The 12,979-nt window shown below is 60.3% G+C and carries 14 protein-coding genes and 1 tRNA gene; 10 read left to right on the plus strand and 5 right to left on the minus strand.

Annotated elements, in window-relative coordinates:
• Positions 1-17: 17 nt before the first annotated feature.
• A complete protein-coding gene (locus tag M9890_00120; GenBank protein ID MCO5175379.1) occupies positions 18-248 on the minus strand; it encodes a DUF1858 domain-containing protein in 231 nt (76 codons plus the stop codon).
• A 94-nt stretch (positions 249-342) separates the two neighbouring features.
• Complete coding sequence (locus M9890_00125) at positions 343-1,074, minus strand: Crp/Fnr family transcriptional regulator (GenBank protein ID MCO5175380.1); 732 nt, start codon at positions 1,072-1,074, stop codon at positions 343-345.
• 214 nt (positions 1,075-1,288) lie between these two features.
• Between M9890_00125 and M9890_00130 the strand changes: the two genes are divergently transcribed.
• Both M9890_00130 and M9890_00135 read left to right on the plus strand, forming a co-directional pair.
• Positions 1,289-1,378, plus strand: a tRNA-Ser gene (locus tag M9890_00130).
• 69 nt (positions 1,379-1,447) lie between these two features.
• On the plus strand, positions 1,448-1,882 hold the full coding sequence (locus tag M9890_00135; protein ID MCO5175381.1) for a CoA-binding protein: 435 nt from the start codon (positions 1,448-1,450) through the stop codon (positions 1,880-1,882).
• A gap of 161 nt (positions 1,883-2,043) precedes the next feature.
• On the opposite strand, the gene M9890_00140 is transcribed toward M9890_00135, so the two are convergent.
• Entirely contained in the window at positions 2,044-3,309 is a 1,266-nt protein-coding gene (locus M9890_00140) for an aldehyde dehydrogenase family protein (GenBank protein ID MCO5175382.1), read from the minus strand.
• Positions 3,309-3,533 carry an aldehyde dehydrogenase family protein gene (locus M9890_00145; GenBank protein MCO5175383.1) on the minus strand — a complete coding sequence of 75 codons (225 nt, stop codon included), beginning with the start codon at positions 3,531-3,533 and terminating at the stop codon, positions 3,309-3,311. The genes M9890_00140 and M9890_00145 overlap by 1 nt, the downstream gene beginning before the upstream one ends.
• 176 nt (positions 3,534-3,709) lie before the next feature.
• Between M9890_00145 and M9890_00150 the strand changes: the two genes are divergently transcribed.
• Positions 3,710-3,916, plus strand: coding sequence for a hypothetical protein (locus M9890_00150; GenBank protein MCO5175384.1), 207 nt, complete (start codon positions 3,710-3,712; stop codon positions 3,914-3,916).
• Positions 3,917-4,013: 97 nt separating this feature from the next.
• Complete coding sequence (locus tag M9890_00155) at positions 4,014-5,057, plus strand: prephenate dehydrogenase/arogenate dehydrogenase family protein (GenBank protein ID MCO5175385.1); 1,044 nt, start codon at positions 4,014-4,016, stop codon at positions 5,055-5,057.
• Between the two features lie 17 nt (positions 5,058-5,074).
• On the opposite strand, the gene M9890_00160 is transcribed toward M9890_00155, so the two are convergent.
• Entirely contained in the window at positions 5,075-5,551 is a 477-nt protein-coding gene (locus M9890_00160) for a hypothetical protein (protein ID MCO5175386.1), read from the minus strand.
• 272 nt (positions 5,552-5,823) lie between these two features.
• On the opposite strand from M9890_00160, the gene M9890_00165 reads away from it, so the two are divergent.
• The 6 genes from M9890_00165 to M9890_00190 all read left to right on the plus strand — a co-directional run bounded on the left by M9890_00165 (position 5,824) and on the right by M9890_00190 (position 12,959).
• Positions 5,824-6,249, plus strand: coding sequence for a hypothetical protein (locus M9890_00165; protein MCO5175387.1), 426 nt, complete (start codon positions 5,824-5,826; stop codon positions 6,247-6,249).
• A gap of 133 nt (positions 6,250-6,382) precedes the next feature.
• Positions 6,383-8,392, plus strand: coding sequence for an excinuclease ABC subunit UvrB (uvrB, locus tag M9890_00170; protein MCO5175388.1), 2,010 nt, complete (start codon positions 6,383-6,385; stop codon positions 8,390-8,392).
• An 86-nt stretch (positions 8,393-8,478) separates the two neighbouring features.
• On the plus strand, positions 8,479-9,741 hold the full coding sequence (locus M9890_00175; GenBank protein ID MCO5175389.1) for a hypothetical protein: 1,263 nt from the start codon (positions 8,479-8,481) through the stop codon (positions 9,739-9,741).
• On the plus strand, positions 9,738-11,387 hold the full coding sequence (locus M9890_00180; GenBank protein MCO5175390.1) for a glycosyl hydrolase family 18 protein: 1,650 nt from the start codon (positions 9,738-9,740) through the stop codon (positions 11,385-11,387). The genes M9890_00175 and M9890_00180 overlap by 4 nt, the downstream gene beginning before the upstream one ends.
• The gene (gene aroQ, locus M9890_00185; GenBank protein ID MCO5175391.1) at positions 11,384-11,863 is read left to right on the plus strand and encodes a type II 3-dehydroquinate dehydratase; all 480 of its coding nucleotides are present in this window, start codon (positions 11,384-11,386) and stop codon (positions 11,861-11,863) included. The genes M9890_00180 and aroQ overlap by 4 nt, the downstream gene beginning before the upstream one ends.
• 58 nt (positions 11,864-11,921) lie before the next feature.
• Positions 11,922-12,959: an aminopeptidase P family protein gene (locus tag M9890_00190; protein MCO5175392.1), complete on the plus strand. Its 1,038-nt coding sequence runs from the start codon at positions 11,922-11,924 to the stop codon at positions 12,957-12,959.
• The last annotated feature ends 20 nt before the right edge of the window (positions 12,960-12,979 follow it).

The following is a 12,979-nucleotide window of genomic DNA, read 5'->3' on the forward strand; positions in this document are numbered from 1 at the left end:
GACACGCTGCCTCTCATCTATGTCGTGCCTGATGAAGATGACTTGCTGTTGATCGCGGCGCTGAGCTCGGCCAGTAATGCGTGCGTTGGCTGCCCATAGATTCGGCAGGCGTCACCGATGCTCTCGAATTTCGCAAGGTCGCAACTGAAGCAAAGCATCCGCCGCCGGACGAATACCCAGGTGACCTCCGGATGGCGCGACAGCAGGTCTTCAAGGTTGGTATCGGCAGTGATGTGGTCGTCAGCCAACGTCGAAAGTCCTTCCGGAACTCTCCGTCGCTCGTCATCCTGGTTATGCCAGTTGCGGTTGCCGACGTCTTTGCGCTAGCGCAAAGAGGCGTGGTCAGGCGGAATCGCTAACTGCGTCATCGGCGATGGCAACGAGCTCATGCGTGCGCACGATGACAACGTGCTCGCGGGCTGAAATGAGGATGCCGCGTTGATCCCACGAGGCCAGAATGCGGCTGGCAGTACTGAGTGTCGTCCCACACAGGTCAGCGATCGCTTGCCGGGACAGCGTCGCGTCAATCTCGATACCCTGCTCGATGCGGCGTCCGGTACGGTTCGCCAGGCGCATGAGCATTCGTGCGATGCGTCGTTCGACGCGCTCGGTCTGCAGCTCCTGAATTCGAGATTCTGCTTCCCGGAGTCGCATACTGAGTTCCCGAATGAGGCCCGTCGCAAAAGCAGGATGCTCCTCGATCAGGCGCGAAAACTCGGTTGCGGCAAGCGCGAGCACGTCAGACCGTGCCGAAGCAATCGTCGTCGCTGGGTAGTGCGACGCGCCCCAGCCACCTGCGCCACCAAACAGCTCTCCGGGCCGGATGAGGCGCAAAATCACCTCGCGCGCGTCGTCTGTCTCACGAACAACGCGAACCTCGCCATCGGCAAGCACGTAGATTGCGCCGGCAGGTTGACCCTCAACGAAGATGATCTCGCCCTTCTGGAACGAGCGGACGCGACATTGACTCGCAACGCTGTTCAGCACATCCCGATCGAGCTGGCTAAATGGTCGTACCCAACTCAGCAGATCTGCGCGCCGTTCGAGATCCCATGATGACTGGTGCCCTGTCACGTCGCAAACGGCCTCTTTCCAGCGCGTCTACCAATGCGAGGAGAATGGATGACTAGCCTTCCGAGGCAACCATAATATGCACCAGCATCGACTTGCCAGATTCCGGCGTTCGCCGCTGTGGGCTCTGCTATACTTCAGCGCGGCCTGCGGTGTCTCGCACGTGAGTGCGCGCGCCGGATCAATAGCGCTACTGGCGTTGTTGAGTGCCGAACCTGGGAAGGTGCCAGAGTGGTCGAATGGGGCCGCCTGCTAAGCGGTTGTGGGCCGTAAAAGTCTACCGAGGGTTCGAATCCCTCCCTTCCCGCGCGGAGCGGTCGGGCGTAATGCCCGACCGCTTTCTTTTTCGGCGCAGATGTCGATGGGAGCAATCGAGATGACTGAGCAACGGAGCGTGCAGGACATTATTGACGACGCAGTCAACCGCAAGGTCTGGGCGATCGTCGGTGCCTCTGAGAATACGGAGAAGTTCGGCTACAAGATCTATCGCAACATGAAGCAAGCCGGCTACACCGTTTACGGTGTGAACCCGAATGCCGAGACAGCAGACGGCGATCCCGTCTATGCGACGCTGTCAGACCTGCCGGAGAAGCCGGATGTCGTTGACGTTGTCGTGCCGTCGTGGGTGGGGCGGCGTGTGGCGACCGAGGCCGCCGAGATCGGCATTCCGATCTTCTGGTTACAGCCGGGTGCCGAGAGCGACGAGCTGATCGAATATGCCACTGGCCTTGGACTGGATGTCGTTCATCACCGCTGTGCCATGGTCGAGAAGCGCATCTGGCCGAACGGCATCAACGAGCCGCCGCACTGAGTTCCACCGCAGCTGTCGTCGCCTCAATGCCATTCAACTCGGTGTCGGGCATGGGTCTGAGAAGTCTCTCCTGCATTGGACTACGTCGAACGCAACTGAAGAGCGCAGGATCGGTGCTCCGACCCTGCGCTCTTGCGGTTCAAATCCGTGACGGAGCGCTCTTACTCCACGTTGGACACGTCGTCGATCTGCGCACGCTGCAGGCGGCCGCTGTAGTCGACGTAGATTGACTGCCACTCGGTGACAACATCGAGGCCAGCCTGGCCAGCCTCGCGGTGACCGTTGCCGGTCGCCTTGGTGCCGCCGAACGGTAGCTGGATTTCTGCGCCAATCGTGCCGGCGTTGATGTAGCAGATGCCGGTGTAGATGTCCTGCATCGCCCGGAACGCGCGATTCACATCCTGCGTATAGATGGACGCGGACAGTCCGTACTTGACGTTGTTTGCCACGTCGATCGCCTGATCGAGACCATCGACCGGGATCACCGCCGTCACCGGACCGAAGATCTCTTCCTGGGCAATGCGCATGTCCGGCTTCACGTTGCCAAACACGGTCGGCTGGTGGAAGTGGCCCTTCGCCAGATCGTCCCAGTCAGCAACCCGGCCACCGACTGCAAGGTCGGCACCCTCTTCCTTGCCAATGACGATGTAGGACTGGATGCGCTCAAGCTGCGACTTGCTGACAACGGGGCCAACATCAGTCGAGGCATCGAGTCCATCACCCAACCGCATGGCTTCGGCGCGATCGGCGATCTTCTGCGTCACTTCGTCCGCCACACGCTTGTCGGCGATCACGCGGCTGGCGGCCGTGCAGCGCTGGCCGGAGGTGCCGAACGCACTCCAGACGATGCCCTCGACGGCGAGATCGACATCGGCATCGTCCATCACGATGATGGCGTTCTTGCCACCCAGCTCAAGCGACACGCGCTTCAGCGACCGCGCCGCCTCGACGTTGATGTGCGTGCCGGTCTCGGTCGAGCCGGTGAATGAGATGAGCGCGACGTCGGGGTGCTCAAGTAGAACTTCGCCGGCCTCCTGGCCGCTACCGATCACGAGGTTCAGGACGCCCTTCGGCAGTCCGGCTTCCTCGAAGATCTCGACCAGTCGTACGGCCATGCGCGGCGTGTACGAAGCCGGCTTCAGGACAACCGTGTTTCCGGCTACGAGTGCGGGCATGATTTTCCAGGTGGGAATCGCCATCGGGAAGTTCCACGGCGTGATCGCAGCGACGACACCGAGCGGCTTGCGGATCGACATCGCCCACTTGTTGGGGAGCTCGGCCGGCACGGTGTGACCGAACATGCGACGCCCTTCGCCGCCCATGTAGAACGCCATGTCGATGCCCTCCTGGACATCGCCCTTGGCCTCAGTCAGTACCTTGCCCATCTCCTCGGTCATCTCGCGACCGAGCTGTTCTTTCTGCTCCATCATGAGTTGACCAACACGATAGAGGATCTCGCCATCGCCGGCTGGAGGCGCCTCCAGCTATCGAACGCGTTGTTGGCAGCTTCGACAAGGACGACGTCATCGGTGGCCGTGCCTTTGGTGTAGGTGGCCACCAACTCGCCAGTGGCCGGGTTGTGGCGCGTAAAGGTCTCGCCAGAAGCGGATTCTTTCCAGGCACCATTGATGTAGTTCTTGAAATCCGTCATCAAAACCATCCTTTTCCGGCGAATCGACACTCCGTCGTGTCGGGCGCAAGCCCTGCAATATGCTAAACGGCAGTGTAGCAAACGCGCTGACCGGGAAAATCCGCGTCGCTGCTATGCTTTCGGACATCAGGCGCTTCGCACGACGATGTAGTTGGGAAATTCGACAGGGAATGCCAGTGAACGAGGGTTCGTCTCACCACTCCCGCCGCGACAAACTCGTCGCCCCGGCGCTTGCCATCGCCATCTGTATCCTGATTACGATGTTTGTCGTGCTTTACGTTGCGCTCGATCCGCTCCTCAGCGATCTCACCTCAACCGGCGCGGATCCGACCATCACGATCACGACAGTGCAAGAGACTCCCACGGGCTCGCCTGAACCATGAGCCAGCCGCGAGACGCTGCAATCCGCTTGGTATACTTTCCGCGTCAGAATGCACTTTCGACCGACGAATTTCCCAACCCAACAATGAAGGAGACATCATGCAGAGGGTGACGATTATCGGCCTCGGGCTGATCGGCTCGTCAATCGGTCTTGGACTTCGCCGATGGGCAACGAAGGACGGCAATCGCGACTCGGTGCTTCACGTCACCGGCTTCGATCTCGATCTCGAGCACCAGAACTACAGCAAGAAGATCAAAGCGGTAGACAACACCGAGTGGGATCTTTCGCGTGCGGTAACAGATGCCGACCTGGTTATTCTTGCCGTCCCGCCGCTCGCGACTAAAGAAGTCATGGAATCGATCGCACCACACTTGAAAAGCGGTGCTGTCGTTACAGACACAACGTCGACTAAGTCCGACGTGATGGAGTGGGCAAAGGCACAGCTTCCGAGCACGGTCAGCTTTATCGGTGGACACCCGATGGCCGGGAAGACGCAGAGTGTTGAGGGTGCCGAAGCTGACCTCTTCAAGGACGCTACCTGGTGCGTCGTCCCGCAGGTCGACGCCGACGAGGCGGCTGTCCAGACGGTCCTGGGTATGGTGAACGCGCTCGGCGCTGAGCCGCTGTTCATCGACGCGGTCGAGCACGACGCCTATGTCGCGGGAATCAGCCACCTGCCGTTCCTGTTGTCGGTCGCACTCATGCGCTCCGTCAGCCGGGATGCAGGCTGGCGCGACATGAAGTACCTCAGCGCCGGAGGGTTCCGCGACGCGTCACGCCTGTCAGCCGGCAGCCCGGAGATGCACCGCGACATCTGCGCGACAAACCGCGGCGCGATTCTGCGCTGGATCGACACCGTAATGGAAGAGTTGGATCATCAGCGGACGTTGATCGCTTCGGCATCTCCGGAAGCTGATGAGGCGCTACTGGCCAACTTCACTGAAGCACGTGACGCGCGCGCGGACTGGGCGACGACTGAGCGCCGCGAGGGCCAGCTGGTGCAGCAGACGCAATCCGAGCTCTCGCAAGGGTCCGTCAGCGACCAGATGTCGCAGATGCTCTTCGGGGGCATGTTCCGTCGCCGCCCGCGGATGGATTCGCCGGCCGATCGCAAGGCAGCAGTCCGCAAGGATCGCCAGTAGATCCGACGAGTTGTGGCCTACGGAACGATTGACCACTCGGACGGGAGATCGTAGAAGTAGAGCACGCGAGTGGGATGCCCTCCAGCGCGTATGCGACCGCGATCCTTGCGCTGAATTTCGGAGTAGCTGTTCTGGACCTGCACGATCCGCTTTGATCCCAGGTTGAAGACGATGAGACCCGTACGGCCCGGCTGCGTGCTCGCGCGCCGGGTCGCGTCGTTGTAGACCCGAAACGGCGGCCAGTCCAACGGCGACTCGTTCGCCATGATCGACTCAATCTGGCTGGTGTTCCCACGAAGATTGTGTTCATCGAACACGGCGAGACCGTTGAGAATCGCATTCGGAAACTGATCGTCATATCGGCGGGCGAATTCGAGCAGCTCGGCCAACGTCGACGCGCCACGCGCGCAGGCGGCAACCAGCATCTTTAGCGCGTGGGCTGGCCCAAGAAAGCTGACAGTGCCATCGGCATCGGCAACGGTATAGCGGAACATAGACCTATCCAGTGAAGTGGTACGACCGCTGAGCAGAAGATCTCAGCGCAAGGCAAAACACGAGTGTAACATCGAACGATCATACGGAGATCGTACGACCGAACAAGGCTGAAACGGAAGGCGTGTCGTACACTACAAACACGATCGCTGTTCTGTTCGCGAGTCCATGCATCAATCCTGTTATCGTCGGTGGCGTCCAGAATCGCGCGGAATCACGTCGGAATCTTGATTCCGTCCCCGTGCTCCGCATCTCCTTCGCGGAGGAGGCTGCAATGCCGGACAAGAAATACACCAAGGTCGAAGAAGAGATCATCCAGATTCTGGATCGCATGGGAGATGATCCTGCCCCTCAGCGTCCACCGAACCTGCGTCTCGTTCACTCACAGAAGCCGAAACGACGCAAGCTGTCTTCGCTCCCACGCGTCCCGGGAATTTCGCCAACCATCATCCTTGGCGGCGTCTTCCTGTTTGCGTTCGTTGCGCTGATGACGAGCGGAGTGATCCAGATTGTCGCGGCGGTGCTGGCGCTCGTTTGCTTTGTTGCGATGCTTCTCGGTCGCGGACGAGCACCGCGCGGCGGAACAGCGCCCAACTTCGGTCCCCAAACATGGCGCGGACGCGACATCACTCTCTCGTCGGAACCGACGACTCCGATTGGCGACCGCATTTCAGCCTTGTTCCGTCGGTTCAGGCGCTGATCAAACCTGGTCGTGGACCACACATTCGACCACTGGATTATCACGTGTTCGACCGGGGGCACGCGACATCACGGGGTATAATGAGACTGACTCTGCCGACCGGAATCGCGGTCGGCATCTTCATCCCTCCGGAATGGAGCAACCCAGCATGCCAGCCTTCCGCATCGTCTCCGATCTGCAACCGACCGGCGATCAGCCACAAGCCATTGAGGAGATCGTTGCCGGTCTCAATGCAGGGATGGCCAAGCAAACCCTCCTCGGCGTCACCGGCTCAGGCAAGACATTCACGATGGCCAACGTCATCGAACGTATTCAAAAGCCGACGCTGGTGCTGGCGCACAACAAGACGCTCGCCGCCCAGCTTTATAGCGAGTTCAAGGAATTCTTCCCGGACAACGCCGTCGAGTACTTCGTGTCCTACTACGATTACTATCAGCCGGAAGCCTATATCGCGCGGACTGATACCTACATCGAGAAGGACGCGCAGATCAATGATGAGATCGACAAACTGCGCCACGCCGCGACGCGCGCACTGCGCACCCGCGATGACGTTGTGATCGTCGCGTCCGTCTCCTGCATCTATGGCCTCGGCTCACCATCGGACTATGAGCAGCAGGTCGTCAGTCTCAAGCGTGGTCAGGCGATCAGACGCGATCGCGTGCTTCGACATCTTATCGACGTGCAATACGATCGCAACGACATGACGCTCGTGCGCGGCACCTTTCGTGTGCGCGGCGACACGCTGGAGATCTACCCGGTCTACGACGAGCTGGCCATCCGCGTGGAATTCTTCGGAGACGAGGTCGATCGCATCGTCGAGCTCGACCCACTCACCGGCGAGATTCTTGCCGAGCGAGACAGCACCGAGATCTATCCGGCCAAGCACTTCGTCACCACCGACGACAAGCTCAAGGTCGCCATCGTCGACATTCTGGCGGAGCTTGATGATCGCCTCGCACAGCTCGATCGTGAGGGCAAGGTACTGGAAGCCGCCCGCCTCAGGCAGCGCACGATGTATGACGTCGAGATGTTGCAGCAAGCGGGCTATTGCGCGGGCGTCGAGAACTACTCAATGCACCTCGGCCGCCGCCACCCGGGCCAGAAACCGTGGACGCTCCTCGACTACTTCCCCGCCGACTTCCTGCTCTTTGTCGACGAGTCGCACATCTCACTGCCGCAGGTTCGCGGCATGTATCACGGCGACAAAGCCCGTAAGGATGTCCTGATCGATCACGGCTTCCGGCTGCCGTCAGCCCGTGACAACCGACCGCTCACGTTCGACGAATTCCTCGAGACGATTCACCAGGTGGTCCATGTGACGGCGACACCGGGGCCGTTCGAGATGGAGCACTCCGAGCAGATCGTCGAGCAGATCATTCGACCCACTGGTCTGCTTGACCCGCAGATCTCGGTGCGACCGACGAAGGGCCAGATCGACGATCTGCTGCACGAGATCAACGAGCGGATCGCCCACGGCGAGCGCATTCTGGTCACGACCCTGACCAAAAAGATGGCCGAGGATCTGTCCGATTACCTCAAAGAGATGGGTATTCGTACCCATTACCTGCACTCCGAGATTGAGACATTGGAGCGGATAGAGATCCTGCGCGACCTGCGACTCGGCATCTACGATGTCGTCGTCGGCATCAACCTGTTGCGAGAGGGGCTTGATCTTCCCGAAGTGTCGCTCGTGGCGATCCTTGACGCAGACAAGGAAGGCTACCTGCGGTCGTACGGATCGCTGATCCAGACCGTTGGGCGTGCCGCCCGGCACGTCGACGGCATGGCGATCATGTACGCGGACAACATGACCGTCTCGATGCAAAAGGCGATCGAGGAAACGTATCGACGTCGTGACAAGCAGATCGCGCATAACAGCGAGCATGGCATTGTCCCGCGCACGATCGTCAAGGAGATCCGCGACCTGACCGATCGGGTCAAGATGGCGGCCGAGGAATCACCTGAGTACGCGGCAGGCTCGCCGGATGGCGAGATCGCGATGATTCCGCCAGATGAGCTGGCACGTCTCATCAGCGACCTGGAGCGCCAGATGAAGGACGCCGCCAAGATGCTCGAATACGAGCGAGCGGCACTGCTTCGCGACCAGATCGTTCAACTGCGCCGCATCCAGGAAGTGGTGTAGGCTTCCGAATCGTGCTCTGCCCGCCGTCCCCATCGACGATCGTTGGGGAGCATTCGCCTGGGTAGACGGTGAAAGGACATATCTGATTGCGAGACCGCCGCACGTACGACGAGCGACGACCGCCGACTCGCGGCCGCGACACGTCGCAACGCAACGCGTTGATTGCGATCGCCTTCTTCCTCGCCGCCTTTGCATTTGTCGGAGTCATGCTGCTTACCGACCGCGGTAACGATGACAATCCGTCGCGGGCCAATGCGGCGAATACCCCCAGCTTCAGTGGCGTTGTTGGCAGCACGGTAACACCGGACCTCTCAACCGCTACCCAGTCGATCGCTGGAATTCAGCCAACCGTCACGCCACAAGCTCCGCCCACCGAAACTGTCGGTTCGGCCGAACCAACGTCAACCGACGAGGTTGTCGTTGAGGAAGAGGAGTCGACTGAACACATTATCGAAGACCCGACCGAAGAAATCGTCGATGAACCAGTCGACGAGGAGCCAACGCCTGAGCCGTTGATCGGCGACTTTGGCTCGTTACCGCCTGCGCAGATCGTCAGCGGCGGACTAGCGCGCGGCCTGACGCTCGACTATGTCCTCGACCGGTCCGCTGTGAGTGCACCGATCACTGGTACCGTTTACAAATTCATCTGGCCGGAATACAGCGCCGACGATGTCGCGGTCATGGCCGCAAACGTCGGCGTCGATGGCGACGTCACAACCAACAGCAGCACGTCGTACAGCGTCGTCGGCTCGTCCAGCTCTTTGTACGTCCGTACACGGTCCATCCAGTACAGCGATTCTTCAGCAACCACCGCACCGCTGGCCGATGATGACACGCTGATTGCATCTGCCGAGAGCTGGCTGGCAAACAGCGGGCTGGTCAGCACCAGCGTCGGTAGTGGGCAGATCATCGGACGCAACGACGACGCCGACATCGCCGTTGTCTTCGTGCAGCCGGCCAATCCGTCACCGCTACTGGCAGCCTTCCCGTCTGCATCGGTCACAGTCACTGGTGCTGGTGTCGTTCGTGAGGCCAACATTCAGTGGCCGGTTGATTACGTTGGCTCCGAATATGGTATGCGATCGCTCTCGGAGGTCTGGAACCAGGTCGTGGCTGGACAGGGCGCGATCGAAGCCGATATGAGCGATGTACCCGGCACCGGCTCGGTCTACGCGAAATTCACCGTTGAGAGAATCGGCATCGCCTATTCCGTCGGGTCGGGCAGCGAAGGCGAGTTCCTGCTGCCGATCATGGTCTTTAGCGGCACAGCGGTCACGGACGACGGATCCGCCTTCCCGGTCTGGGTCTATATGTCTGCCGTGCAAGGAGAGGCCTCGGCTGCTGGATGAAACGACATCAACGCAATCGCGAGCGCGCAATTGCCGGGATCGCCTGCCTCGTTCTCGTCGCGCTGGGGGTCAGCCTGCTGCCGCTCTGGCGTGATAGCGACGTCGCACGCGCGCGAGACATCGACAAGTGGGCGTATTACGTCGGCAACGATCCGACATCGCGCGCGTCGCTCGAACAGAACATCGAGCAGATCGATGTCGTTTCACCCTACTTCTACCACCTGACACCGAATGGCTCGATCAAGACATTCGCCCAACCGGATGTCACAGCGTTTGTGAAGGCGCACGGCAAGAAGGTTGTCCCGCTGATCCAGAACGAAGCGCGCTGGGACGACTTCTCGAAGCAGATCGACACACCAGAAGAGCGCGACGCCATCGTCGCGAAGCTGGTTGAGGTCGTCGCTACCAACGGCTATGACGGTATCCACATCGACTTCGAGGGCCTGAACCAGACTGACCGTGAAGCACTGACCGATTTCATGCGGCGACTCAACCTCTCATTCAAGCCACGCGGCTGGATCGTGAGCCAGGCTGTCATCGCTCGCACGAGCGACGCACCATCGACCTGGGGCGGTGTCTACGACTACAAGGCGCTGGCAGCGGTCAATGATTATGTCGCGATCATGGCCTACGACTGGGGCTACGCCGGACGGCCCGATCCCGCGCCGGTCGCGCCGATCTGGTGGGTGCGAGATGTCCTGACCTACGCGCGCAAACAGATGCCCGACAATCGCATCCTCCTCGGCATCCCCTATTACGGATACGACTGGAACACCACCAAGGGCCCGCCGGCCACGTCAGTCACGTTTGCTAAGGCAGCAACGTTGGCAGCGCAAGACGGCGCGGAGAGTGGCTACGACGAGGATGAGGGCTCACCGTGGATTCGATACACAGACGCCGCTGGTGACCAACACACCGTCTGGTACGAGAATGCGGCCAGCTTCGAGGAAAAGATCTCGCTCGTCCTCGACCGCAACATCGCCGGCTACGCGACGTGGCGTCTTGGGCATGAGGATCCATCGAGCTGGTATGTCGTCAATAGCCTGGCGACACCGGCCGCGAGAGTCCCAGCCTTCAACAGCACCGCAGACCGACTGTACTTTTCAGAAACCGGGCACAGCCTCGCTTACGGGTTTCTGACCTATTGGCAGCAGAATGGTGGACTCGCTCGGTTCGGTTACCCAAAGACCGAGGAGTTCACCGAATACGACCCGCTTGTCGGCAAGAGCTACACAGTTCAGTACTTTGAGCGAGCGCGGTTCGAATATCACCCGGAATTTGCGGGTTCAGAATTTGAGGTGCTGCTCGGCCATATGGGCCGCTGGGCGTTGGCAAAGCGCGGCATCGATCCGTGGGCATCTGCAACCTCACCGAAGACCGGACTCACCTACTTTGCTGAAACGGGCCACAATATGGGAGCAGAATTTCAACAGTACTGGACAATGCACGGCGGTCTGATGTCGTTCGGCTTTCCGATCAGCGAGCCGGTCCGAGAGCGCAATCAGGAAGATGGCAGGACATATCTCGTTCAATATTTCGAGCGCGCTCGATTTGAATATCATCCTGAATACGCCGGGACTGATTCAGAAGTTCTTCTCGGATTACTGGGCAATGAGATGCTTCGCGAGCGAGGATGGGTACGGTGAGCGAATCAACCAGACAGCAGCCGCTGATTCTTGTGCTGCACGGACCGAATCTCAATCTCCTCGGAAAACGCGAGCCGGAAATCTACGGCGCAACCACCCTCGATGAGATCGACCAGCGCCTGACGCACATCGCAGCCGAGCATGGCGCCGAGCTATCCATCACGCAGTCCAACTACGAAGGCGCGCTCGTCGACCAGATTCATCGCTACGGCTGGATTGCCGCTGGTATCATCATTAATCCGGGCGCGCTAACGCACTACAGCATCGCCTTGCGAGACGCAATTGCTGCGGTTCCCGCGCCGGCAATTGAGATTCATCTCTCAAATGTCGCCGCTCGTGAGCCGTTCCGCCACCACTCCGTCATCGCAGCAGTCGCGCGCGGGACACTTACCGGGTTCGGCGCGACCGGGTATGAGATGGCGCTCCACTACTTGCTGGATACCATCAAGCAGGATGGGAAGGCTCACATTGACTGAAACCGCGCAACGTGTGGATCAAGTGCGACAGGCGCTGAAGGATCAGGGCTTGGACGCAGTGCTGATTACGCACCCTTCGAACCGACTGTACCTGACCGGGTTCACCGGCGAGGATATTGCCCCGAACGAATCGTCGGGTCACCTGCTGATTACGGCAACCAACGCCGTGCTCGTAACCGGCTCGGTCAACGTCACGCAGGCCGAGGCGCAAGCGCCGCATGTCCGCGTTGTCCAGCGCGAAGGCGGTTGGGGAACAGCCGATGCCGCCGCCATCCTCGAATCTGGCGCGCATCGTATCGGCTATGAATCGCAGGCGATGTTCGACGGCGTCCTGCGTGGCATCAACGAGCGCTTGGGCTCCGAGAGCTACGCGGTGGACTGGGTGCCAGTCGATGGTCTCGTTGAGGAATTTCGCGCCATCAAGACGGACAGCGAGATCGAGCTGCTCCGCAAGGCGTTCGAGATCACTAACGCAGCATTTGAGCGGGTCGCCCCCACGATCAAAGCCGGCCAGACTGAGCACGAGGTCGCCTGGAAGATCCACGTTGCGTTCGTTGAGCTTGGTGCCGAGGGGCCGTCGTTCCCGACGATTGTCGCCGCCGGAACACACGCTGCTCGTCCACACCATGAGCCTGGTGACCGCGTGATTGAGGATGGCGTGCCGATCGTCATTGACATGGGCGCGCGCTACAAGGGCTATTGCGCCGATCTCACGCGTACCGTCTGGGTAGGTGAGCCGGATGAGAAGCTCCGCGAGATCTACCCGATCGTCGCGCAAGCGGTCGAAGAGGTTCTGGAGCGCGTGCAGCCGGGCATGACCGGCCGAGAAATGGACGCCGTCGCGCGTTCATACATCGCAGAGCGAGGTTACGGTCGCGAGTTCAGCCACAGCCTCGGACACGGAGTTGGCGTCCGCGTCCACGAAGCGCCATCGGCGAGTACCGCGTCAACCGACACACTGCGACCGGGCAATGTCATCACCGTTGAGCCAGGCATCTACCTGCCCGAATGGGGCGGCGTTCGAGTCGAGGACGTCATCCTGATAACGGAAGACGGCATCGAAGTCCTGACATCTGCAAGTAAGATGTCTATCTGATAGAAGCGTTGAGGAGAACG

It is taken from the genome of Thermomicrobiales bacterium (assembly GCA_023954495.1).
GTDB lineage: Bacteria > Chloroflexota > Chloroflexia > Thermomicrobiales > CFX8 > JAMLIA01.

Excerpts from the sequence above, each read along its gene's own strand:
- M9890_00135 (MCO5175381.1), top strand. The coding sequence starts at position 1,448 with ATGACTGAGCAACGGAGCGTGCAGGACATTATTGACGACGCAGTCAAC.
- M9890_00140 (MCO5175382.1), bottom strand. The coding sequence starts at position 3,309 with ATGGAGCAGAAAGAACAGCTCGGTCGCGAGATGACCGAGGAGATGGGC.
- M9890_00145 (MCO5175383.1), bottom strand. The coding sequence starts at position 3,533 with ATGACGGATTTCAAGAACTACATCAATGGTGCCTGGAAAGAATCCGCT.
- M9890_00155 (MCO5175385.1), top strand. The coding sequence starts at position 4,014 with ATGCAGAGGGTGACGATTATCGGCCTCGGGCTGATCGGCTCGTCAATC.
- M9890_00160 (MCO5175386.1), bottom strand. The coding sequence starts at position 5,551 with ATGTTCCGCTATACCGTTGCCGATGCCGATGGCACTGTCAGCTTTCTT.
- M9890_00165 (MCO5175387.1), top strand. The coding sequence starts at position 5,824 with ATGCCGGACAAGAAATACACCAAGGTCGAAGAAGAGATCATCCAGATT.
- uvrB (MCO5175388.1), top strand. The coding sequence starts at position 6,383 with ATGGAGCAACCCAGCATGCCAGCCTTCCGCATCGTCTCCGATCTGCAA.
- M9890_00180 (MCO5175390.1), top strand. The coding sequence starts at position 9,738 with ATGAAACGACATCAACGCAATCGCGAGCGCGCAATTGCCGGGATCGCC.